At 28.7% G+C, this 26321-nt stretch carries 19 protein-coding genes; 9 read left to right on the top strand and 10 right to left on the bottom strand.

Features of this window, described 5'->3' with window-relative positions; translation table 11 throughout:
* Positions 1 to 184 precede the first annotated feature (184 nt).
* Positions 185 to 1282, top strand: coding sequence for a redox-regulated ATPase YchF (gene ychF / locus IR152_RS17375; RefSeq protein ID WP_227453151.1), 1098 nt, complete (start codon positions 185 to 187; stop codon positions 1280 to 1282).
* Between the two features lie 238 nt (positions 1283 to 1520).
* On the opposite strand, the gene IR152_RS17380 is transcribed toward ychF, so the two are convergent.
* A complete protein-coding gene (locus tag IR152_RS17380; RefSeq protein WP_227453152.1) occupies positions 1521 to 3800 on the bottom strand; it encodes an EAL domain-containing protein in 2280 nt (759 codons plus the stop codon).
* A gap of 276 nt (positions 3801 to 4076) precedes the next feature.
* Positions 4077 to 5531 (bottom strand): UDP-N-acetylmuramoyl-L-alanyl-D-glutamate--2,6-diaminopimelate ligase, encoded by a 1455-nt coding sequence (locus IR152_RS17385; protein ID WP_227453153.1) that lies wholly within the window; start codon positions 5529 to 5531, stop codon positions 4077 to 4079.
* 163 nt (positions 5532 to 5694) lie between these two features.
* Between IR152_RS17385 and IR152_RS17390 the strand changes: the two genes are divergently transcribed.
* On the top strand, positions 5695 to 6564 hold the full coding sequence (locus IR152_RS17390) for an AraC family transcriptional regulator (protein ID WP_227453154.1): 870 nt from the start codon (positions 5695 to 5697) through the stop codon (positions 6562 to 6564).
* Between the two features lie 215 nt (positions 6565 to 6779).
* Here IR152_RS17390 and ptsG read toward each other — a convergent pair whose 3' ends face one another.
* The 3 genes from ptsG to IR152_RS17405 all read right to left on the bottom strand — a co-directional run bounded on the left by ptsG (position 6780) and on the right by IR152_RS17405 (position 11273).
* A complete protein-coding gene (ptsG, locus tag IR152_RS17395) occupies positions 6780 to 8858 on the bottom strand; it encodes a glucose-specific PTS transporter subunit IIBC (RefSeq protein ID WP_227453155.1) in 2079 nt (692 codons plus the stop codon).
* Positions 8859 to 9160: 302 nt separating this feature from the next.
* Complete coding sequence (gene licT, locus IR152_RS17400) at positions 9161 to 10003, bottom strand: BglG family transcription antiterminator LicT (RefSeq protein WP_227453156.1); 843 nt, start codon at positions 10001 to 10003, stop codon at positions 9161 to 9163.
* 367 nt (positions 10004 to 10370) lie between these two features.
* Positions 10371 to 11273, bottom strand: coding sequence for a LysR family transcriptional regulator (locus tag IR152_RS17405; RefSeq protein WP_227453157.1), 903 nt, complete (start codon positions 11271 to 11273; stop codon positions 10371 to 10373).
* A 349-nt stretch (positions 11274 to 11622) separates the two neighbouring features.
* Here IR152_RS17405 and IR152_RS17410 point away from each other — a divergent pair, with 349 nt between their 5' ends.
* From IR152_RS17410 to IR152_RS17435, 6 genes are all read left to right on the top strand, one after another.
* The gene (locus IR152_RS17410; protein WP_227453158.1) at positions 11623 to 12801 is read left to right on the top strand and encodes an acetyl-CoA C-acetyltransferase; all 1179 of its coding nucleotides are present in this window, start codon (positions 11623 to 11625) and stop codon (positions 12799 to 12801) included.
* An 8-nt stretch (positions 12802 to 12809) separates the two neighbouring features.
* Positions 12810 to 13466 (top strand): CoA transferase subunit A, encoded by a 657-nt coding sequence (locus IR152_RS17415; RefSeq protein WP_227453159.1) that lies wholly within the window; start codon positions 12810 to 12812, stop codon positions 13464 to 13466.
* On the top strand, positions 13466 to 14131 hold the full coding sequence (locus IR152_RS17420) for a 3-oxoacid CoA-transferase subunit B (RefSeq protein ID WP_227453160.1): 666 nt from the start codon (positions 13466 to 13468) through the stop codon (positions 14129 to 14131). The genes IR152_RS17415 and IR152_RS17420 overlap by 1 nt, the downstream gene beginning before the upstream one ends.
* A gap of 95 nt (positions 14132 to 14226) precedes the next feature.
* Positions 14227 to 15003: a 3-hydroxybutyrate dehydrogenase gene (locus IR152_RS17425; protein WP_227453161.1), complete on the top strand. Its 777-nt coding sequence runs from the start codon at positions 14227 to 14229 to the stop codon at positions 15001 to 15003.
* A gap of 61 nt (positions 15004 to 15064) precedes the next feature.
* Entirely contained in the window at positions 15065 to 16399 is a 1335-nt protein-coding gene (locus IR152_RS17430) for a GntP family permease (RefSeq protein WP_227453162.1), read from the top strand.
* 515 nt (positions 16400 to 16914) lie between these two features.
* Positions 16915 to 17706, top strand: coding sequence for a CAP domain-containing protein (locus IR152_RS17435; protein WP_227453163.1), 792 nt, complete (start codon positions 16915 to 16917; stop codon positions 17704 to 17706).
* A 337-nt stretch (positions 17707 to 18043) separates the two neighbouring features.
* Here the strand turns inward: IR152_RS17435 and nifJ are convergent, their stop codons facing one another.
* From nifJ to IR152_RS17460, 5 genes are all read right to left on the bottom strand, one after another.
* Complete coding sequence (gene nifJ, locus IR152_RS17440; protein WP_227453164.1) at positions 18044 to 21583, bottom strand: pyruvate:ferredoxin (flavodoxin) oxidoreductase; 3540 nt, start codon at positions 21581 to 21583, stop codon at positions 18044 to 18046.
* A 516-nt stretch (positions 21584 to 22099) separates the two neighbouring features.
* On the bottom strand, positions 22100 to 22669 hold the full coding sequence (gene pduL, locus IR152_RS17445) for a phosphate propanoyltransferase (protein WP_021426645.1): 570 nt from the start codon (positions 22667 to 22669) through the stop codon (positions 22100 to 22102).
* 72 nt (positions 22670 to 22741) lie between these two features.
* Entirely contained in the window at positions 22742 to 23350 is a 609-nt protein-coding gene (locus tag IR152_RS17450; protein ID WP_227453165.1) for a flavodoxin family protein, read from the bottom strand.
* A gap of 7 nt (positions 23351 to 23357) precedes the next feature.
* Positions 23358 to 25121: a GAF domain-containing SpoIIE family protein phosphatase gene (locus IR152_RS17455; protein WP_227453166.1), complete on the bottom strand. Its 1764-nt coding sequence runs from the start codon at positions 25119 to 25121 to the stop codon at positions 23358 to 23360.
* Between the two features lie 42 nt (positions 25122 to 25163).
* A complete protein-coding gene (locus IR152_RS17460; protein WP_227453167.1) occupies positions 25164 to 25625 on the bottom strand; it encodes a hypothetical protein in 462 nt (153 codons plus the stop codon).
* A gap of 200 nt (positions 25626 to 25825) precedes the next feature.
* Here IR152_RS17460 and IR152_RS17465 point away from each other — a divergent pair, with 200 nt between their 5' ends.
* Positions 25826 to 26287 (top strand): hypothetical protein, encoded by a 462-nt coding sequence (locus IR152_RS17465; RefSeq protein WP_227453168.1) that lies wholly within the window; start codon positions 25826 to 25828, stop codon positions 26285 to 26287.
* Positions 26288 to 26321: the final 34 nt, after the last annotated feature.

Below are 26321 nucleotides of genomic sequence, written 5' to 3' on the forward strand. Positions count from 1 at the left end.
TTTATTTAAATTAAATACAAATATTATTTAAGTCAATATACTTTAAAGTCTAGTTTACAAGCTTGATATATATGATGTATAATTAATATGTATGCCTATAATTAAAACAATTTTGTAATCCCACAGATTGATTGTTTAAAGTTATATAAAGAATATAAAAAGAATAAGAGAGAGGACGATTAATATGAAATTAGGTATAGTTGGTTTACCGAATGTAGGTAAAAGCACACTATTTAACGCAATAACTCAAGCAGGTGCAGAATCTGCAAACTACCCTTTTTGTACAATAGACCCAAACGTTGGTGTTGTATCTGTTCCAGATGAAAGATTAAACAAATTACAAGAATTATATAATTCTGAAAAAATAGTTCCTACTGCTATAGAATTTTGTGACATAGCTGGTTTGGTCAGAGGTGCTTCTAAAGGAGAAGGTTTAGGAAATAAATTTTTATCACATATAAGAGAAGTTGATGCAATAGTACATGTTGTTAGATGCTTTGAGGATGAAAATGTTGTACATGTAGACGGTTCTGTAGACCCACTTCGTGATATAGAAACTATAAACTTAGAATTAATTTTCTCTGATATAGAAATTCTTGAAAGAAGAATTCATAAAACTCAAAAAGCTGCTAAAGCTGATAAAACTTTAGGTTCTGAACTTGATTTATTAAAATCAATTATGGCTACTTTAGAGGAAAGTAAGTGTGTAAGAACTATGCAATTTACAGAAGATGAACAAATATTCGTAAATTCATTGGATTTACTTACATCTAAACCTGTAATATATGCTTCAAATGTATCTGAAGATGATTTGGCAGATAATGGAGAAAATAATAAATATGTTCAACAAGTTAAAGCATTTGCAGAAACAGAGGATGCTGAAGTTGTTGTTGTATGTGCACAAATAGAAGCAGAAATTTCTGAGCTTGATTCTGCTGAAGAAAAGAAAGAGTTTTTAGAGACATTAGGTCTTGAACAGTCAGGACTTGATAAACTTATAAAATCATCTTATGCTTTACTTGGTTTAATTTCATTCTTAACTGCTGGTCCAAAAGAAGTTAGAGCATGGACTATAAAAGTTGGAAGTAAAGCACCTCAAGCAGGAGGAAAGATACATTCTGATATAGAAAGAGGATTTATCAGAGCTGAAACAATAGCTTTTAATGATTTAGTTGAGCATGGTACTATGGCCGCTGCTAAAGAAAAAGGATTGGTTAAATTGGAAGGCAAAGAATACATAGTTAAAGATGGAGATGTGATATTATTTAGATTTAATGTTTAAAACGATTAATCGTATAAACTTTGACTATTGTAAGTACTATGATTAAATGATTATAGTTATAATAATAAAATTTTTTATTATCTTGTAATAATAATATATATTTTTTATAAAAGAGAGAGTTATTCCAAATGATTTATAATAATCACAATGAAAAACTCTCTTTTTTATATGAAAAAGTGAACATTTATTAACAAAGTTCACTTTTTATAAATTTTTATGTTATGTTTTGTAGATTTATTTAATTTGTTTCTTTTCCTTTTACACTATATCTATCTAATATTAATTTTTCATATTCTCCTATTGGCATTGGTCTAGCAAATAAAAATCCTTGAGCCATATCACAACCTATAAATCTTAAAAACTCTGCTTGATCTAAGGTTTCAACCCCTTCTGAAACAACTTTTATATCAAGTTGCTTTGCCATTTGAACAATACTTGAAACTACAATTTGGCTCTTCTTTGTATCTCCAACTGTTATAAAGAATTGTCTATCCAATTTTAATACATCAATTGGCATATCTTTAAGCATATTTAAAGAAGAGTAACCTGAACCAAAATCATCCATAGAAATTCTAAATCCAACAGATTTCAAAGTGTGCATTATTTTAAATAATATTTTTGTGTTATCAAAAATTGCACTTTCTGTCAATTCAATCTCAATTAAATTTGGTTCAATTCCATATTCTTTTGTTATGTTTTTAAGCTCAGATATAAAACCTGGATTCTCAAGATGTACTCTTGATAAGTTTATTGATATAGGAAATATAGGTAAGTTTTCATTCTCCCAACGTTTGATATTTTTACAAACTTGAGTAAATACAAACATATCTAATTCTGTTATAAAACCATTTTTCTCAAAAATGGGAATAAATACGCCTGGACTTATTAATCCCTTTTTAGGATGTTGCCAACGTACAAGGGCTTCAGCACCTACAATTTTAGTAGTTGACAACTCAATTTTAGGTTGTAAGTAAACTTTAAATTGCTTATTTTTTAAAGCATCATGCATTTCTTGTTCAATATCACGTTCTTCTATGAGAATTTCTTTTAAATTTTCGGCATAAATCTCATAAACTTTTAAATATTTTCTTTTTACTGTAGTTTTTGCAATCATAGCTTTATCAAGACAGGTAGAAATATTTGTTTCTTCATCTCCAACAAAATATACACCTATAGATGGAATTAAATTGAGTTCTACTCCCAAACTTGTTTTTATCATTGACAACTTCTTACGTATAAGTTCACATATTTCTATAATTGACTCCCTATCCTTTTTCTTTTCAAATATTATAGCAAAATTGTCATTTGAAATTCTTGAAAATACAGATTGCTCTTTAAATATATTCTTAATTATCTCTGCTATTTCTTTTAGTACTCTATCTCCTTCTTCGTACCCAAACCTATCATTTACTAGCTTAAACTTATCTACATCGAAATAAATTAAAACTAGATTTTTTTTCTCATGAGAGGATAAAAACTTTCCTCCTTCAAGATTAAATTTATTTGAGTTGCCAATACCTGTAATGTTATCCTTAAAAGCAAAGTCTTCTAATTTTCCCTTACTCTTTTTTTGTATAAATAATATATAAATTGTTAATGCCGTAAATATTATAATCAATACTACACATGCTGATAATGTAAGTTTTATAATAGCATATGATTTCGCAGATATAGCAGTTTTAGGAACTTCAGAAAAAAGATACCAGTCATTGATTCCTATTGGGGCATAACTTAAATAATATCCACTTCCAGACATATTATAACTTAATGAACCTGATTTAAAGTTTTTTATATTTGACTTCATATCATTAAGGGTAGATTTTGATAGTACATAACTTTTACCAATGTAAGAAAATAAATTTTCTTTAGTAGAATTGGTGTTTTTACCACTTGGATTTAAAACAATATCACCATTACTATTAGTTATATAAGAATATCCTTTTCCATTAAATGTAGGTACAGAAAGTATTTTTTCATACAGCTTTGTGCTATGTGTAGCAAATATAACTCCTTTAACCTCATTATCTTCATAAATTGGTACAGAATACACATTAATATCACTATTGGTATTTTTATCATTTTCTATTACATCTTTTAACTTTCCTGTTATAACCACTTCTCCTTGCATTGATTTTAAGAAATAGTCTCTTTTAGAGAAGTCTTCTATATAACCATCTGTGGTGTATGCTGTACCATTTGGTAAAATAACTCCCATTCTTTTGAATGAACTATTAACAGCCTCTCTTTTCAGTATAGAAAGGATACTATCTACCTCAAAAGACTTTTCTCCTTCAATAAATATTGAAATTGACTCTAGTAACCTTATATCTCCATTAATTTGTTTTTTTAATACATTTACGCTTTGATTTGCTATTTCTGAAAGATATTGATTCGTTTCTTCACCTAATGTCTTATTCAACCTTGAACCATAAATCAAACAGGAAATTGTAATTACTAAGATACTTATGACAGCAATTATGGACAAACCATGCCTATTATTTTTTGCATCACTTAACATTATGCTTCCTGCCTTTCTAGAACCTGTATGTATATAATTATTATCTTATGTCAATTATTGTAAGCATTTTATAATGATACTTATTTTTCCATATTTACTGTAATTATACAAAATTATAAACCTTATTACAATAATAAATTAATTAATGTGGATATTAGAATTTATATTATCATATTATCTATTTTACAATAATTTCCATATAGAAAATAAGAATGTAATATCAAAATAAAATTTGATATTACATTCTTAAGTGACACATTTTATTGAACTCTCATATTACATTTTACTTAAATATTCACCTGCAACCTCTTTATCATCAAAATGATGCTTAACTTTACCTATAATTTGATAATTTTCATGTCCCTTGCCTGTTATAATCACAACATCATCTTTTTTTGCCATACTTATAGCTTTTGCTATAGCCTGTTTTCTATCAACAACAATATGATAATTTTCTTTTTTCTTATCAATTCCTTCAAGTATATCTTTTATTATTGCTTCTGGCTCTTCGGTTCTTGGATTATCAGAAGTTATAATACATAAATCAGAATATTTTTGTCCAATTGCTCCCATCAAAGGTCTCTTTTCAGTATCTCTATCTCCACCACATCCAAATACAGAAATTATTTTTCCTTCTGCAAATTGTTGAGTTGTCTTTAGTACATTTTCAAGTGCATCAGGAGTATGAGCATAGTCTACAATTACACTTATACCTTTATCATTTGGAACTATTTCAAATCTTCCTGATACTCCATTAGAAAGTCTAAGACCTTCTTTATATACTGGCTTAGGTATGCCAAGTACATAACAAGCAGCTATAACTGCTAAAGTATTATATACTGTAAACATTCCTGGAACTGGTATAAATATAACTTCTTCATACGAAGGCGTTATCAATCTATAAGATACTCCATCTGAATCTGATTTTATATCTCTAGCCATAAAATCAGCTTTAGTATCAACACCATAAGTGTAACAAGGTACATTTATATCTTTTATATTTTCGTATATCTTTTTTCCACCTTCATCATCTATGTTTATTATATTTGCCATAGTAGTCTTAAAAAATAATTTTTCTTTGGCTTTTCTATAATCCTCTAAATCTTCATGAAAGTCTAAATGGTCTGGTGTTAAATTCGTAAATATGCCTAGCTTAAAGTCTGTTTCATCAACTCTATTTAATGCCAATGAGTGTGATGAAACTTCCATTGCACAGTAGTCACATCCATTATCCAACATATTATTAAAATGATATTGTAAATCTATACTTTCTGGAGTTGTTGAATTAGAAACAATGTCTTTTTTTCCATCAAAAATTTTTATAGTCCCTATAAGACCAACTTTATTTTTATTTAAAGTTAATATCTCATTTAGTATAGTAGTTATACTGGTTTTTCCGTTAGTACCTGTAACTCCTATAACATTAAATTTCTGAGATGGATGATTGTAAAAATTATCAGCTATTTTTGCCATATCTTTTCTTGTATCTTTTACCTTTATAAATGTATATCCTTTTATTTCTACATCTTCTTCAATAATAAAGGCTCTTGCTCCCTTTTCTATGGCATCTTTTATATACTTATGACCATCTGATACAAATCCTTTTATACATATAAATAATGTACCTTCTGTGACCTTTCTTGAATCATATTGTACATTATTAATATCTATATTTAATTCACCTTTGACATTGATTATATCCAAACCCTGTATAATATCATTTAGTTTCATAAATGCTTTCCTCCCTTTAAACTCTTTCTGCTAAAATTACACTACATATAATATTATATTAAGAATTTTTTACTATGTGAATGGTTAAAAATGCTTGAAATATTGCAAAAAATGCTCTATAATTTTCTATAATATAACTGAGGAAAGGTCTTCTATAAAAACTATGGATAATAAAATCGGGTACTTAAATGATAACTTTAAAATATTTAATATTAGAGATAAAAAAGATATAAAATTTGAATACCATAATCACGATTTTAACAAGATAATTATATTTATAAATGGAAATGTAACTTATTTTGTTGAAGGTATTCCTTATAAACTAAAGCCATGGGATATACTTTTTATCAGCAATAATGAAATCCATAAACCAGTTATAGATTCAAATGTATTTTATGAAAGAATTGCAATATGGATTAGCCCAGAATTTATGAAAAAAAATAGTGATACTACTAGTGATTTAGAAAAATGTTTTAAAATAGCTACAGAAAATAAATGTAATAGATTGCGTTTAAATATACATGATATTGAATCCATTAAGACTTTTATTGAACAAATAAATATTTCTGAATCCAATACTGAATTTGGAAATGAAATATTGAGAAATGCATTATTTATACAACTTATGATATTCTTAAACAGAATTTTCCTAAAAAATGAAAATATAGAATCAACAGAAGATGTTTTTTATGATGAGACTATTAAGAAAGTATTAAACTATATAAATTCAAATATAGATAATAAACTTTCAATAGATAGTATATCGTCAGAATTTTTTATAAGCAAATACTATCTTATGAGAAAATTTAAATCTCATACTGGAACATCCATACACAATTATATAGTGCAAAAAAGATTAATTTTGGCAAAATCACTAATAATTAATGGTCATCTTATGAGTGAAGTTTGTAGTAAATGTGGATTCAACGATTATTCTAGCTTTGTAAGGGCATTTAAAAAATACTATGGTGTATCTCCTAAAAATTATATAAACAATAAAAATCCTTTAGATGTTACTCTTTTAGATGAATAAACAATTCATGTAAATTTTATTTTGATAAAAACTTGAGGTATTAGTGTATTTTTCTTACTAATACCTCAAGTTTACTAATATTTCAAAATATATTAAAATATAAGTTTATATATTTCTATCACTTAAAACATATATTAACTAAATTGGATATTAACTAAACCTATTCATATATATTTATTAAATTTAACATAAATTTTAATTACATTATCATGTATCTATCCTATTTTTTCAATATCATCTCTTAATATACTCACTCGATTTTCCTCTTTTGCTGTAGTTATTCCTTTTTTAATATTTAATTTCTGATTTTGCTCTAAATTCGTAAATACTACAGGACTTATAGTTGATAGACCATTTTTCTCAATATACTCTAAGTCCATTTTAACTAACTTTTCTCCTGCTTTGACTTCATCTCCTACATTCACGAATACTTCAAATCCATTTCCTTCTAAGTTTACAGTTTCTATACCTAAGTGTATAAGTATTTCTACTCCACTTTTGTTAGATTTTATTATTATTGCATGTTTGGTTGGAAATATAACTCCAATAGTTCCATCAACTGGTGAATAGATTAATCCATCACTAGATTTAATTGCAAAGCCATCACCCATCAATTTGCTTGAAAATACAGAGTCTGGCACTTCTTCTATATCTAATATCTCTCCATTTGTTAGTGAATAAATCTCTTCTTCTAATAAAGTATCTACTATCTTGTCAACCTCTGTATTATTTTTTTTCATTTTATTTTTATCAATATTTTTATTAGCAGTATTTTCAACCTTTGTTTTTCCCTCTATTATATCTTTTATATCAGACTTTATTGCATCCGATTTTGGGCCAAATATAGCTTGAACATTGTTCCCAATAACCATAACACCTGCTGCTCCAAGTGATTTTAATTTTTCTTTATCTACTTTATCTATATCATTTACAACCAATCTAAGTCTTGTTATACAAGCATCTAGACTCTTTAGATTTTCTTTATTTCCTAAAGCAATTAAAATCTTTGATGCTAACTCATTTTTAGACATTTCAATAGCCTCAATATTAGTTTCTGACTCATCTTCTCTTCCTGGCGTCTTTAAGTTAAACCTTCTTATCATAAATCTAAATACACTATAGTATAATACTGCAAATCCAAGACCTACTAAAATAGCTAAGTGCCATGGAGTTCTATTAGGAAGAACACCAAATAACAAGAAGTCTATTAATCCTCCTGAGAATGTAAAACCAATTTTAACACCTAATAGTTGCATAACTGCATATGATAAACCTGAAAATAGACAATGTACTGCAAATAATGCTGGTGCAACAAATAAAAATGCAAATTCTATTGGTTCAGTTATTCCTGTTAAAAAAGAAGTCAATGCTGCTGATGCCATTATCCCTGCTACAAATTTTTTCTTTTCTGGTTTTGCTTCATGCACCATAGCAAGAGCTGCTGCTGGAAGTCCAAACATCATAAATGGAAATGCTCCTGCCATAAAAGTACCTGCTGTGAAATTTACTCCATCTTTAAGTTGAGCAAAGAATATCTTTTGGTCACCCATTACAAGCTCACCAGCTTTATTTACATATTCTCCAAATTGATACCAAAATGGATTATGGAAAACATGATGTAAACCAAATGGTATTAATAGTCTTTCTAAAGAACCTTCCATAAATGCTGCTAGTGTTTGATTTGCTTCTATAACATTTTTTGAAAAACTAAGTAATCCCTCTTGTATTGGTGGCCAAATAAAAGCTAATATAATTCCTATTGCTATAGCAGTTAATGAAGTAATGATTGGTACAAATCTTTTACCTGCAAAAAAACCTAAGTACTGAGGTAATTCAATTTTATAAAACTTTTTGTAAAGATAAGCAGCCACTATCCCTATAATAATACCACCAAATACTCCTGTTTGAATTGTTGGTATTCCAACAATACTTGCATACATAGAATTATCTATCATATTTTCTGTAACACCCGCCATGACACCCATAGATGTATTAAGAATTAAAAAACCTACTATGGCTGCCAATGCTGCAACACCTTCTCCTTCAGTCAAACCAACAGCTACCCCAACTGCAAATATAAGTGGTAAGTTATTAAATATAATTTGACCTGAACTTTCCATTATACTTATTATAAGTTGAAATGTAGGATTCTCCAAAGCTGGAAAATGAGCCAACAACGCGTCTCCTGCTAAAGCATTACTCACACCAAGCAATATACCTGCTGCTGGAAGTAATGCAACTGGTAGCATTAGAGATTTTCCTACCTTTTGTAAAACACCAAATATTTTTTTCATTTACTTTTCTCCCCTTATTATTTTATATTTTTTTAAATAAAAAAGACTTAAGTTTATAAAAAATTACATTAGTACACTTAATCCTAAAATAAAATTTATGCTAATATAAATAGACCTATATTAACTTAATCTTAGAATTAAAAATAAACTATTATAATTTTTTTATAAACATAAGTCTTGCCTGCGTTATCAGTAACAATCTTAATGTTTTAAAATTATTATTTGATATTAAATTTTAAACAATATATTAAAATTAAACATAATATATTAAACTCATATACTTTGCATTAAATTACTCTTCATTATAAATTTAATACAAATATAACTCTTTTGATATGTAATGTTAAATAAAGTAGTTCATCTTGACTTACATAGTAATCATAATTATTTTCTACATGAGTTTTTATTTTATATGCACAATTATAATCTTTTTCATACTTTACTTTGATTATATCTACAATTTCATTATTTGTATCATCGATTTCCTCTCTTTTTACTAATCGATTTGCAAAAAATTTTAAATGAGTAAGAAGCCTATCATAATTTATATCATCTTCTTTAAATTCAACTCTATAGTAGTATCTTATAATATTGAGTATGTCTTTTACAATTTTAGTAATTAACAGTGATTCTTTTGAACTTCCTTTATAATTTGAGTTTACTATATGCATTGCTATAAAACCAGCTTCATCTAATGGAAATTCCACATTAAATTCTCTATTTATATAGTCTACAGCCCATTTACCAATCTCGTATTCTTTTTTATGAATCCTTTTTATCTCATGTAGTAAATCATTCTTTATAGTTATATTTTCATTATACCTTTTAATTGCAAATGCAATATGGTCAGTAAGTGCCACATAAATATATTCATAAAGTTCAGTATTCAAAATGTTTTCTGCATAAGCAATTATATCTGTGCTAATCTCAAAAAACTTCTCATCAACCTGGCTTGCTAGTTTTCCAATTTTATCTACAAAACTTTCATCTTGTATTACAAAAGTTCTTTCAATTTTACTTTCGTCTATTTCTTGACCTTTCTTTTTTTGAAACCCAATTCCACATCCTGTTAGTATTAATTCTTTTTTTATATTTTCATCTAGAACTAATACAACATTATTATTATAAATTTGTTGAATAATCATAATCAATATCTCTCCCAAAATACAAATTCCCTTATTCATAAAAAAACACCTAAATTAAGATACAATTCACCTGTATATCTTAACTTAGGTATTGCCTGCTTTCCAGTAACAATCCAGTTTGTTAATAATCATAAATATTGTATTCAATTTATGATTTTATTCTATTATAAATAAATATATATGTCAAGTAAATTATTGAAAACTATTTCCTATTTTTTAAAATAAATGTTTTATAGATTCTAGTTTTAGATAACTGTCTACATTAAGTAGAATATATTATCCCTTAATTAATATGTAGTTGAAAAATTAATAGTTCACTTTAAATAAGATTGAAATTTTTCATTTTTTTCGTTATTTTAATAACATATTATAAATTCTTTTTATTAAAGAAATCTATAATAAATTTAAATACATACTGGTCCACATGGCTATAACGTTCTTTTTTAGGTCTACATAGTACAACTTTCCACGTAATAGGATGATTAAATGGTTTTTCTATAATTTTACTATTTTCAAAGAAGTCATGGACTGGTGATGGTAAAATGGTTATAAAATCAGAATTTGTAGTTGATAGCAATAAAAAATCCCATGAACCAGACATAATATACCTTTTTAACTTAACATTTTCATCAGCGAACTTTTGTATTAGTTTATGGTGTATCATAAAAGTGGGGTTAAATATTGCAAGTAACTGCTCATTCAAATCATTCCAATCTATCTTATTTTTTTTAGCAAGTGGATGATTTACATTTAAAAAGGCTGTTAGTTCATCTTCTTGAAGTACATGTTCTGTTACCACACTTTTATCAATTTTATGTGGATGTAATAGTACTGCATAATCTAATTCTTGTAAGATAAGCATCCTACTTAAATCATATGCTCCCTTCTCTACTATATCAAATTCTATATCTGGATTGTTTGCAACTAACTGTGCAACTACATCTGAAAAGGCTATTCCAAGTATAAGCGGAGGTATTCCTATTCTAACTTTTCCCTTAAATTGAACTGAATCTTCTCTTAAATCTTCCATCATATTTTTGTATTCATTTATAATATGTTCTGCATTTACATAAAATCTTTCTCCTGCTGGTGTTAATCCATTTAATCTGCCTTTATACCTTTCAAATAAATATACATCTTCACACTCTTCAAAATTTTTTATAATTTGACTTAGTGCTGGTTGGGATATATGGAGTGTCTTAGATGCTATTGACAAATTAAAACCAGACTTAACTATCTCAACAAAATATTTTAACTGTTTTATATCCATTTTAAACCACCTTTCTTAAAAGTATAGTTTAGATTATATTTTTTCTTATAAGAACATTTTATAGGAAAATCAACATAATTTCATTAATATTTTAACAAAATATTTTTCTAAATCTTCTCTAAATTTTTATCCTATAAATTTTTCTTATACACTATATAAAAAATTAGACTTAGACAAAACGCTTTTTTCGCCGTAATCTATAATTAGAAACAGGAAAACCTAAAGCATTAGGAATAAAAATAATTGAAATACTTAAAAACAAGCTTGTATTAAAAGTAAATTATAGAGTTCCTTAATTTTTTTATTCAGAAAATTTTTAATTATCATTCAAGAAAGGTAACTATTAGATATGAAAGATGTAGTAATCGTATCAGCAGTCAGAACACCTATAGGAAGTTTCGGAGGAGTATTTAAAAATACCTCTGCTGTTCAACTTGGAACTATAGCTGTTAAAGAAGCGATATCACGTGTAGGGCTTAATTTATCTGAAATAGATGAAGTAATAATTGGAAATGTACTTCAAGCAGGACTTGGACAGAATGTTGCTAGACAAATTGCCATAAATGCAGGTATACCAAATGCTGTCCCAAGTTATACAGTAAATAAATTGTGTGGTTCAGGGCTTAAAAGTGTTCAGCTAGCTGCTCAATCCATCACATCTGGTGAAAATGATGTAGTCATTGCAGGTGGCACTGAAAATATGAGCCAAGCTCCTTATATTGTTCCAACTGCCCGTTTTGGTAATAAAATGGGAGACATAACTATGGTAGATAGTATGTTAACAGATGGTCTTATTGATGCTTTTAATCAATATCACATGGGAATAACTGCAGAAAATATTGCAACTAAATTTGAATTTACTAGAGAAATGCAAGATAAATTAGCATTAGAAAGTCAAAATAAAGCTGAGAAAGCTATAAAAAACAATCGTTTTAAAGAGGAAATCGTTCCAGTAGATGTTTTAATACGTCGTGGAAAAATGGAAACTGTTGACACAGATGAATATCCTAAATTAGGTATGACATTTGAAGATTTATCTAAACTTAAGCCTGCATTCAAAAAAAATGGTACTGTAACAGCTGGAAATGCATCTGGTATTAATGATGGTGCAGCTATGTTGATACTAATGAGCCAACAAAAAGCAGACGAACTAGGAATTAGACCACTTGCTAAAATAAAATCATATGCATCAGCTGGTGTTGAACCTGAAATAATGGGTACTGGTCCAATCCCTGCAACTAAAAAAGCATTAGAAAAAGTTGGGCTTAATATCAATGATATAGACTTAATAGAAGCAAATGAAGCATTCGCTGCTCAAGCATTAGCTGTTAAAAATGAACTTCAAATAGATTCATCAAAGTTAAATGTTAATGGCGGTGCAATAGCATTAGGACATCCAATAGGGGCAAGTGGTGCTAGAATACTTGTTACCCTAATTTATGAAATGCAAAAACGTAAAGCTGAAACTGGTCTTGCAACACTTTGTATTGGTGGTGGTCAAGGAATATCAATGGTGGTTTCACGATAGGAGGAAATATGAATAAAATAGTTAGCATCGATGAAGCTCTATCTCATGTAAAAGATGGAGATACAATAATGGTTGGTGGATTCATGGCTAATGGTTCACCAGAAAATTTAATTGATTATTTATGTAGTAAAAATATAAAAGATTTGACACTAATTTGTAATGATACTGGCTTTATTGACAAAGGTGTTGGCAAAATGGTTGTAAATAAGCAATTCAAAAAGATAATTGCCTCTCACATAGGATTAAATAAAGAAACTGGAAGACAAATGAACAGCAATGAAACAGACGTTGAATTAGTTCCTCAAGGCACTCTTGCTGAACAAATACGTGCAGCTGGTTATGGTTTGGGAGGTATACTAACACCTACTGGTATTGGTACTCTTGTTGAAGAAGGAAAACAAAAAATTGTTGTTGATGATAAAGAATACCTTCTTGAAAAACCACTTCATGCAGATATTGCTCTTCTATTTGCATCAAAAGTTGATAAGGCAGGTAATCTAGTTTATAAGGGTTCTATGAACAATTTTAATAATTTAATGGCTTCTGCTGCCAAAATTACAATAGTTGAAGCAGATAAAATCGTTGAAATTGGTGATATTGACCCAAATGAAGTTAATACACCAGGTATTTTTGTGAATTACATCGTTGAAGGAGGTAATTTATAATGGATAAATTAGAAATGCAAGAATATATTGCAAACAGAGTATCTAAGGAATTAAAAGATGGTTCTGTTGTAAATCTTGGTATAGGTTTACCAACCAAAGTAGCAAATTATATTCCAGATGATGTAAACGTTATCTTACAATCTGAAAATGGTTTCTTGGGTTTAGGAGCAGCTGAAGATGGACATTCAAGTGATGAAACTATTGTAAATGCAGGTGGTCAACCAGTTACTATACTTCCTGGAGGGTGTTTCTTTGATAGTGCTACTTCTTTTGGAATAATCAGAGGAGGTCATGTTGATATAACTGTTCTTGGTGCCCTTCAAGTTGACAAATATGGTAACATAGCAAATTATATGATTCCAGGTAAGATGGTTCCAGGTATGGGTGGAGCTATGGACCTAGTAACTGGAGCTAAGAAGGTTATTGTAGCAATGGAACATACTTCAAAAGGTTCAGCAAAAATATTAAATAGTTGTACCCTTCCACTTACTGCAACAAACGCTGTAGATTTGATAGTTACTGAAATGGGAGTTATGGAAGTAACATCAGATGGAATTTTACTTAAGGAAATAAATCCAGCTTTCACATTGGACGATGTTATTTCTGCTACTGAAGCACCTTTAATATTATCAGATTCATTGAATGGAAGCACATCTGTTGTTTAAGGTAATTAAAACTAGAAAATAAAAATGTATTAGATATAAATTTACATTACTTAAAATATTAATATAAAAATAAAATAAAATTGGAGGAAATAAAAATGGTTAAAGACAAAGTTGTATTCGTAACAGGAGCTGCAAGTGGAATAGGTAAGCAAATAGCTGAATCATTCTTAAAAAATGGTGCTAAAGTAATGTTCTCTGATATAAATCAAGAAGCCTTAAATAAGGCTACAGCAGAGTTACAAAAAGAAGGTTATGATTGCATGAATGTAAAGTGTGATGTAACTAAAGAAGAAGAAATTAACCACGCTATAGACAAAACTGTTGAAAAATATGGCAGATTAGATATATTAATAAATAACGCTGGGCTTCAACACGTTTCTATGATAGAAGATTTCCCAACTGACAAATTTGAATTTATGATAAAAATAATGCTAACAGCACCTTTTATAGCTACTAAAAAAGCGTTCCCTATAATGAAAAAACAAGGTTTCGGTCGTATAATAAATATGGCTTCAATCAATGGTGTAATAGGATTTGCTGGCAAGGCTGCTTATAACTCAGCAAAGCATGGTCTTATAGGATTAACAAAGGTTGCTGCTCTTGAAGCTGCTGATTCTGGTATAACAGTTAATGCTTTATGCCCTGGATATGTAGACACTCCACTTGTCAGAGGTCAGTTTAATGACCTTTCAAAAACTCGTAATATACCATTAGAAAATGTCTTAGAAGAGGTTTTATACCCACTTGTACCACAAAAACGCCTATTAGATGTCCAAGAAATTGCCGATTATGCTATGTTCTTAGCAAGTGATAAGGCTAAGGGTATTACAGGACAAGCTTGCCTTCTAGATGGAGGATATACTGCACAATAGTTATTATATTTAGGGCTTGAAGAAATTGTTCTTCAGGTCCTTCTACTAAGGAGGGATATTTATGAGTATTATCGCACCAATTGGTATAATTGTTGGTATCATAGCTATTATATATTTTTCAATTAAAGAAATTCATATAACTATAGCTGCTCCAATAGCAACTTTAATAGTTGTTCTCTTAAACAAAATGGATGTTGTAACATCAATGCTAGGTGCTGACAAAAACAATTATATGGGAGCACTTGGAAACTATATAATGAGCTATTTTGCAATATTCTTATTAGGCTCAATACTTGCTAAATTTATGGAGGAAAGTGGAGCTACTGTATCCATAGCTGATTTTATCCTAAATAAATTTGGCTCTAATCATCCTTATAGAGTTTTAGTTGCTATATTTATAGTAAGTTTTATATTAACATATGGTGGTATAAGTCTATTTGTAGTTATGTTTGCAGTCATTCCACTTGCAAGAACTCTATTTAAAAAACTTGATATTTCTTGGAACCTTATTCAGATACCTCTTTGGCTTGGTATTGCTACAATTACTATGACTATAATTCCTGGAACACCAGCCATTCAAAATGTTATCCCTATTCAATACCTAAATACTTCTCTTACTGCAGCTACTATACCAAGTATCGCAGGTAGTATAGGTTGTGCTGTGTTTGGACTTATCTACATGAAATATGCTCTGAACAAAAGCCTTAGAAAAGGTGAAACTTATGCAACTTATACCTCAGAATTAGAAGAAGAATCTTTAGATAGAGAATTACCAGGATTTTTTGCAAGTATTTTTCCTCTATTAGCACTTGTAATTATAGCTATAACTGGAAGTACTTTTGGCTCAGAATTTATGAAAAAAAATGTAATTTACATAGCTTTAATAGTTGCAATTCTTTTATCTGCTCTTTTATTCCGTAAATTTTTGTCATCTAAAATTCAGACATTGAGTATAGGTGCTAGTGGTTCTATAGGTCCTATATTTGCTACATCTTCTGCTGTTGCATTTGGAGCGGTAATAATGGCTGCACCAGGTTTTAATGTATTTAGTAAACTTATAATGTCAATACCAGGTAGTCCACTTATAAGTCTTACTGTTTTGACTTCAACAATGTCAGCAATAACAGGGTCATCTTCTGGTGCATTAGGAATAGTAATGCCAAACTTTGCAGATTATTATTTAAGTACTGGTCTAAATCCAGAGTTAATTCACCGTGTTGCTACAATAGCTTCAAATATACTAACTATAGTTCCACAAAGTGGTGTTTTTCTTACATTCTTAAGCTTATCTAAGTTAACACATAAAACTGGATTTAAAGAAACTTTCATTGTAGTTGCAGTTGGCTCATTAATAGCAGAAATCATTGTAATTACATTAGGATTATTAATGTATTAAACTAAAACAAATTAGAATTTATAGTATAAAATGAGTGTCTTAAAATGAACTTTTTAGTTCATGGCACTCTTTTTTGTATGAAATAAAATATATTTTCAGCATTTCAACAATAAAAAAGATGCTTATCTTTATTTTTAGACAGCCTCTTCTTATTTTAGCCCCTTCTTATTTCTTAAAGATTTGAATAATTATAATTTTTTACTAATACTAAATCATCTATTTAATAAATTTCACTAAATATATAAAAAAATTTATTATAAGTATAAATTTACATTATAGAATTATTATAAAAATATTATTTGCTCTAAAGTAGTAATTCCATACTACACAGATTTTTAATACAAATTTCCAGACTCCTGAAATATACCTATTTATTCCATATATATATTTTTTACATATCTTTACAGTAAAAAAATGCTTGTTCTTATGTTAGTATAGATTCACGGGTACCCCCTACACTAAAGGTTACAAATCAGTAACATTTTTAGAATTTTTAGATTGAGAGGTGTTTAATAATGAGAAAAAATATACCAACAAAATTAAAAACTATATTAGCTTTAGGAGTGCTAACCTTAGCAACAGCTTCCAGTGCTGTTACTGCAAGTGCTTCATCACTTGAAAATAATGTAAATATAAGTAACAAAAGTTTAGTATACAGTAATACTAAATACAAATTTTCTGCAAAACCAAATTGTTCTGCAAAACCAGAACTTAAGCCTGATAAAGATAATTCTTGCAAAGATAAGAATCATAATGACAAGAATTGCAACAACAATAATAAACCTGAGGATAACAATAATTCAGGCTCTACTGATAAACCTGATAACAATAAACCAGAGTCTAATAAACCTGAAGACAACAATAATTCAGACTCTACTGATAAGCCTAATGATAATAACAACTCGGGTTCTACAAGTGAAAATTTTTCAGCTTACCAAAAAGAAGTTGTTGACTTAGTGAATATAGAAAGATCTAAAGCTGGATTAAATCCTCTTACTCTTGATTCTTCTATATCAAATGTTGCTACAAAAAAATCTCAAGATATGATTGATAACAATTACTTTTCACACAATTCTCCAACTTATGGCTCTCCATTTGACATGTTGAAAAAGTTTGGAATAAGCTATAAAACAGCTGGTGAAAATATAGCTATGGGTCAAAAGACTCCAAAAGAAGTTGTAAATGCATGGATGAATTCTGAAGGTCACAGAAAAAATATAATGAATCCAAATTTCAGTAAAATAGGTGTTGGAGTAGCACAAAAAAATGGTGGTTCAATTTATTGGACACAAATCTTTGTAGGATAAAGTACTCTTTTTCCATACATATCAAAAGAGTATCTCTCAGTGATAAAAAAAATCACAAATGAGATACTCTTTTGTATCTATATTTAAAATTATTAAATCCAAGTATACATACCATAAATATTATTTAACAGTATATCCTTTAAAAATCACTTATAAAAAAATAAAAACTTCCTTATAGGTGCCATTAAATTTCTTTTATTATATACTAACAAAAAAAGAATAAAATAACATGATAAATTAATTTGATTTCATACAAAAAAGGGTGCCTCATGAACAAAAGTTCACTTTGAGACACCCCTTTTTATCAGTTTTATATAAGCATTATAATACTTTAATATTATTCAGCTAATTTTTTGTATCCTTCATATCTTTCTTTAGCATCAGCTTCAGCCTTAGCAAATAATCCATCAGCTTCTTCTGGGAATTGTTTAGCTATAGCAGAATATCTTACTTGTGCAAGTATGAAATCTCTGAAGCTTGCAGTTGGTTCTTTAGAATCTAAAGTGAATGGGTTTTTACCTTCAGCTTTTGCTTCTGGATTGAATCTATATAAATGCCAGTATCCGCAAGCAACAGCTTGTGCTTCATTAGCTACAGTTCTTCCCATACCTTCTTTTAATCCATGGTTTATACATGGAGCATAAGCTATTATTAATGATGGTCCATCATGTTTTTCAGCTTCTATAACTGCTTTGATAAATTGATTTTTATCAGCACCCATAGAAACTTGAGCTACATATACGTTTCCATATGTCATAGCCATCATTCCTAAATCTTTCTTTCTAGATTTTTTACCTGAAGCAGCAAACTTAGCCATAGCAGCAGCTGGAGTAGCTTTAGATGCTTGACCTCCTGTATTTGAATAAACTTCTGTATCAAATACAAGCACATTTACATCTTCACCAGATGCAAGAACATGGTCTAATCCACCATAACCGATGTCATATGCCCAACCGTCTCCACCTAGTATCCATTGAGATCTCTTAACTAGATAATCTTTTCTATCTTTTATAGCTTTTACTAATTCTTTAGCTTTTGCATCTGTACAATCACAAGCTGGTTTTTCTAATAATTCAACAACCTTAGCACTTGCTACTTTAGAAGCTTCTCCATCATTTCTAGAATCTAACCACTCTGTAAATACTGCTTTAGCATCTTCACAGATATCCATAGAAACTAACTCTGTCATAGCATCTACTATTTTATTTCTTATTTGCTTAACAGCTGTGTACATACCAAATCCATATTCAGCATTATCCTCGAATAAAGAGTTTGCCCAAGATGGACCTTTACCTTCATGGTTACAAGTATAAGGAATTGATGGTGCAGAAGCTCCCCATATAGAAGAACATCCAGTAGCATTAGCTATCATCATTCTATCTCCATATAATTGTGTAACTACTTTAATGTATGCAGTTTCTCCACATCCAGCACATGCTCCTGAAAACTCCATTAATGGTTGTCTAAATTGACTTCCTTTAACAGTGTTTACAGGCATAACATCACCTTTTGGAGCTACCTTATCAGGATTTACTGCAAATGCCCAATTATCTAACTCTGTGTCAAGTTGAGTATCTATTGGCTTCATAACTAAAGCTTTTTCTTTGGCTGGGCATATATCAGCACAGTTTCCACATCCTGTACAGTCAAGTGGACTAAGTTGAATTCTATATTTTAATCCTTCTAATCCTTTACCTAATGCTTTTTTAGCTTCAAATCCTTCTGGAGCATTAGCTAATTCTTCTTCAGTAACCAATACTGGTCTTATACATGAATGAGGACATATAAAAGAACATTGGTTACATTGGATACAGTTATCTATTATCCATTCAGGAACATCAACAGCTATACCACGTTTTTCATAAGCTGCAGTACCACAAGGGAATGTTCCATCTTCTATACCATTGAATGTACTTACTGGTAAGTTATTTCCTTCTTGTGCAGTCATTGGTCTTAGTATATTTTTTATGAATTCTGGCTCTTTAACTTCTTCTTTATCTGTATCAACAGCATTTGCCCAAGAAGCTGGAACTTCAACTTTAACTAAAGCATTTATTCCTGCATCAACAGCAGCGTAGTTCATGTTAACTATTTTTTCACCTTTTTTACCATAAGCTTTAACTATAGAATCTTTTAAGTATTTAACAGCATCATCTTCTGGTATTATTTCAGCTAATTTAAAGAATGCAGATTGCATTATCATGTTTATTCTATTTCCAAGACCTATTTCTTGTCCTAGTTTAACAGCATTAACTGTATAGAATTTTATATCATTTTTAGCTATATATTGTTTCATATGAGCTGGTAAATGTTCTTCAATCCCTGCTTGGTCCCATATAGTGTTAAGTACAAATGTACCACCTTTTTTAAGACCTTTTAATAAATCATATTGATAAACATATGATTGTTTATGACAGGCAATATAGTCAGCTTCATCTATTAAATAAGTAGCTCTTATTGGACTATCACCAAATCTTAAGTGAGACATAGTCACACCACCAGATTTTTTAGAGTCATAATCAAAGTAAGCTTGAGCATATTTTTCAGTATAGTCACCAATTATTTTTATAGCTTGCTTATTAGCTCCAACAGTACCATCAGAACCTAATCCCCAGAACTTACATCTTATAGTTCCTTTAGAAGCTATTTTAATTGGTTCAGATGGAGTTAAAGAAGTGTTAGTTACATCATCAACTATACCTACTGTAAATCCATTTTTAGGTTGTTCTGAAACTAAGTTATCAAAAACAGTTTTTATATCTGAAGGAGTAGTATCTTTTGAACCTAATCCGTATCTTCCACCTATTATCATAGGAGCATTTTCTTTTCCATAGAATACATCACGTACATCTAAGTATAATGGTTCACCAGTTGAACCTGGTTCTTTAGTTCTATCAAGTACACATATTCTTTCAACAGTAGATGGCATAGCATCTAAGAAATGTTTCATTGAGAATGGTCTATATAAATGAACTTTAACTAAACCATATTTTTCTCCCTTAGAATTTAAGTAATCTATAGTTTCTTCTATTGTTTCTGTTACTGAACCCATAGCTACTAATACGTATTTAGCATCTTCTGCTCCATAGTAATCAAATAAACTATGTTTTCTACCTGTTAAATTACTCATTTTTTCCATGTATTTTTCAACTATACCTACTATATTTTGATAGTATTTATTAGAAGCTTCTCTAGTTTGGAAATATATATCTGGGTTTTGAGCAGTACCACGAGCAACTGGATGATTTGGAGATAAAGCATTATCTCTAAATGCTTGAACTGCTTCAAAATTTAATAAACTTGCATAATCTTCATTTTCTAATAATTCTACTTTTTGGATTTCATGTGAAGTTCTAAATCCATCAAAGAAATGTATAAATGGTAATCTACCTTCTATTGCAGCTAAATGTGCAACAGGCGCTATATCAGCTACTTCTTGAACTGAACCAGAAGCTAATAATACACATCCAGTTTGTCTAGCAGCCATAACGTCTTGATGGTCACCAAATATTGATAAAGCTTGAGATGCTAAAGCACGAGCACTTACATGGAATACTCCTGGTAATAACTCTCCTGCAACTTTATACATGTTAGGTATCATTAATAATAAACCTTGAGATGCTGTAAAAGTAGAAGTTAAAGCTCCTCCTTGTAAAGAACCATGGAATGTTCCTGATGCCCCTGCTTCTGACTGCATTTCAACAACATTAACTGTTTGTCCAAATATATTTTTTCTTCCTTGTGATGCCCATTCATCAACTACTTCAGCCATAGTTGAAGATGGTGTGATTGGATATATAGCTGCTACATCTGTAAACGCATAGGCAACATGAGCTGCAGCTGTATTTCCATCAAGTGTTTTCATAAACTTAGCCATAATATGTATCCTCCTTGATAGCTACAATTGTACTTGTTTATAACAAGTCTATTTTTTATATTTACATATAATTTACACAACAAAACTATAAACACACATATAGTCGCGCAAATACTCTATCTTCTAATATAATACTACAGATTAGATAAAATTCCTTTGAAAATTGTAAATTAATTACATATTTAAGTAGATTTTTTTTAAAATTAAATATGTTAAGTTTTTTTCATAATTTTGTATACAATATATAATAAATTAAGTTAGATTTTTCAAACTTTTTTATCTATTTGTTCATATTAGTATAAAAAGTAAAATGCTCATCCTTATTACATGTAAATTTTTATATATATAATTTTACCATATTACATCATATTTTTGTAAGTTTTTATTACCTTTTTTATAATACCCCTTTATTTTATAAATTAATCTAATAGATTAAATTTATCCTATAGAAATTTATTACATTTAAAAATATGCTAGCAAATAAAATATCTACTAGCATAAATTTAATTTATAATATTAATCAACTATTAATTCTACTAAATCTCCGTTTTTAACGCCTGCTGCATTTCCTTCTTCCATATCAACATGCATCTCTAAATTAAAGCTATCACTAGCTCTTACTAATACATTTTCAAATACTAATGCTCTTGGTCCAGATGTTTTAACCTTTACTATTTGTTTATCAGTTACACCAAATTTAGCAGCATCTTCATTGCTCATATGTATATGTCTAGAAGCAACTATAACTCCTTCTTTCATTTCAACTTCCCCAGCAGGCCCTACTAATTTAACACCTGGAGTTCCAGCTATATCACCAGATTCTTTTATTGGTGCTTTTACTCCTAATGGGAAACCATCTGCTAAAGATATTTCAACTTGAGTATGAGCTCTAGCTGGCCCTAGTACTCTAACTCCTTTTAAAGTTCCTTTTGGTCCTACTAAATCCACTTTTTCTTCACAGGCATATTGTCCTGGTTGAGATAATGGTTTAAACTTAGTTAACTCATGACCTGCTCCAAATAATATGTCTATATCAGCTTGACTCAAATGAACATGTTTGTTAGATAATGCTATTGGTAATTTCATTGAAATTCCCTCCTTTTAATTATTTTAAATTATTGCAATACAATTATACATAATATTACCTACAAAATCAAATTATATTGAATCAATATATATCTTTAAATTTTTATATATTATATCTTTAAATTCTTGATTATCTATATAGGATACATTATCTGTATTGTTTAAATATATATTGTGTAAAAGTTTAGTATTTATACTCTTAAAGAAAAAGTCCATAACAATCTGTCCACCTTTAAATTGTGAGTCATATGATTTACTACCTCCTACTGCAATATACATGCCTATCCGTTTCTTATTTCTATCAATTGAAGGTTTATTTAATACATATTTACTTGCATATATAGCTTGAGTTCTATCAACAACAGTCTTTAATTTAGCTGATATTGAATCAAAATGTACTGGACTTACTACTATAGTTCCTTTTGACTCGTCAAACATTTTATATAATGGTTTCATATCATCATTAAACTTACAATATCCTGTTTTTTCACAAAACCCACATGCTGTACAATATTCAATATCCATATCGTATATATTAAATATTTTACAACTTAATCCATGCTCTTCTAGCATAGATTTTACTTCATTCGCTATAAAACTGCAATTTTTATTAATTCTTGGACTTCCATTTATTATCATAATCTCTGGACTTTTAAGTTCTTTTTTATCATTCAAACCCATAATCAATCTACCTATCCTTTAACATAACTATTAAAATATCATCATCATAACTATCTTTTGATGAGAAGTTCTTTAAATCCAATTTTAGATTCTCTACTATTAACTGTTGATTTAATCTAAAGTTTTCTTTTAGAAAGTTTTCTAATCTGTTTATACCATACTCTTCTTTTGATGAATTCTTTATCTCTAAAATTCCATCAGTATACATACATACCATTGCATAATCTTCCATTGAAAGAGTATTATTTTCATAAGTAGCATCTTCCATTATTCCAATAGGTATACCCTTTTTACAATTTAAATTAGTTTCTATTGTACCATCCTTCTTTACAACTACAGGACTATAGTGACCTGCATTAGATATTGTAATAATATTTTCTTTAGTATCTATAATACCTACCAAGCACGTTGTAAATACCCCCATTTTGTCAAACTCATCATATAGCATTCTATTTAAATTAGTCATTACTTCTCTTGGTGTATTATATTGATTACATAATACTTTAAAAGCACCTTTTATCATTGCGACAACATAATTTGATACCATTCCATGTCCCATTACATCAGCAACAATATAAACTATATGTTCATCATCTACTTTTGTAGCATAATAAAAATCTCCACCTACTACCCTTGCTGGTTTATGGTAAAAATAAAGTTCTTTCTCATCATTACAATCCATTTTACCCTTATCCATAATAAGCTGTTGTTGTTTATTTAGTATATTCAACTCATTTTCAAGAACTTTGTGTTTTACTTCCTTTTCATTATATTCATATAATTGCATCCCAACAGAAACTTGTTTGGACAATATACTAAGAATATTTAAATCATCACTAGTATAGCTTTTACTGTTTGCACAAACTATACATCCTATAGTCTCATTTTTATCCTGAAGTTTGTAATATATATAACTTTCCAAATTTATTCCCTTTTTTGAACATGGTTTTAAGTTATTTAGGTACCCTCCTAATGATTCTTTCTTTAAAAATGTATCAATCATAGGATATAAATTAGTTTTCTTTTTTTGCTCAACATTGTAACAGCTAAATATAGTATCCTTATTACGATGACCAGTTATAATTATTAAAGCTTCTTTACTATTAGTAATATTGCACGCTTGTTTACTTAAATTTTCTAAAAACCCATCAATACTTTTATTAAGATATAGTTTTTTCGTAGCTTCATTTATAGCACTTATTGAGCCTCTTAACTTATCAATTAAAATTTGTACATTATTATTTTTATTAGTTATTTCTATTGACAAACTTAGGAGTGATGCAACAGAGGATATAAAATCTATATCTTGTTCTGTTAAATAATCATCCTCTTTTAAAAAGCAAGTCATAAATCCAACAACTACATTATTTATTATAAAAGGAAAAACGATTCTCCCAATATAACCTTCAGCTTTTGCTAAATCTCGTTCACCTTCTGCCCTAGAATCTTCAAATACATTTTCCACATATATTATCTTTTTTTCATTTACAGCTTCATGTATATACTCTGGATACGTGTCAAAATCAATTTTTGCACCTTTAAGACTATTTATTGGAAAAATTTGAGGTACATATTCTAAGGTTTGTGAACATACTAAGTAGGCATATTTAGAATCATTTTTATAAAATAGATTTACACATGCCTTTGTGGGATGAACAACTTCTAACATTTTTTCTATTATGTCATCTTTTATATTAAAAAAATCTGTAGATTCAGTCACCATAGCGGATATCTCCACTAAATTCTTCATTTTATAACTGCCATTAGTCATACTCAATTTCTCCCCCTATATATTAAACTATTTATTAGTATTTTAACATACATTCTTTATAGTAAAAACAAAAATAACGACAAAACTAGCAACTAATATCCAGTTAAATCCTGTCAATAATCCTATAAGTAGCAATGTAATTAATGTATTTAGACCTGTTCTCCCTTTTTCATCCATAAAAGTAATTTTGGAAATGTCGATATTATTCTTTACATTATTTATATGCTCTTTTACTTGTTCTTCCATATTTCTTTTATAGAGAATGTAAACTACGCCAATTAAAAACACTCCTATACCTAATACCAAGTTTAAATTAAATGCTACCATAAGCAATATTGAACCAAAAGCTAGCTTTAAGAGTTTAAAAAATACACTGTCTATCTTTAAAGTTATATTTCTAATTTCTTTACATTCATCTCTTAAGGAATATCCACTTGAATCTAAATTATTAATCTTTGTTTTTACAATTTCTGAATAAAAAAGTTTTATTATCCCATTTAACATTTTCATCACTCCTAAATATTTTCTAAATATTTTACATATACTTGTAAGTTTTACAATTATAATATTTTTTATACTTGGTAATAATAAAAAATAACAAATATTTTATGATTTAGTATTTATTGTAAATAAGTTATTGAAGCTTTATTAGTTAAGTATAGATTTTTTAATAAATATTTTTATAATTAGAAGGAAGTGTTTTTGTGCAAATAGAACAACTTGATTTAGAAACGAGAAATAAAATATACTGCTACACTAAAAAAATTCTTAGAAAATACCAAAAATGCATAACATCTGGAAAATTAACAGCAGATAAATTTGCAGATAATATATTATCTCATGATTTTATCGGTAGTATAGTTGATGAAAAAATAGTTAATGAATCAGACTTTAAGGCATCTTATATAGACTATATCGAAACTTTAATAAAGATTCAGAATGAAAATTTATTTAACCTAAGAAAAAAATCTACTAAAACTGCAAAGTGTTTCAATATCTCTCAAATAACCCAATTAAAAAACTTACTAAGTAGTACTGGCTATAACTTATTAATTCCATATAAATACTTAACTTCTAAAGATATAGAAGGAATCGTTACTCTTATTAATACTGGGTCTATTGAACTTGGAAATGAGAGAATCTATAATTATATATCAAAAGCTTGATAATCTAAATTTATTATAAAAAGGCAATTTATTT

Origin of the sequence: Clostridioides sp. ES-S-0108-01 (assembly GCF_020662285.1) — a bacterium.
In the GTDB taxonomy this organism is placed as follows: Bacteria; Bacillota; Clostridia; order Peptostreptococcales; family Peptostreptococcaceae; genus Clostridioides.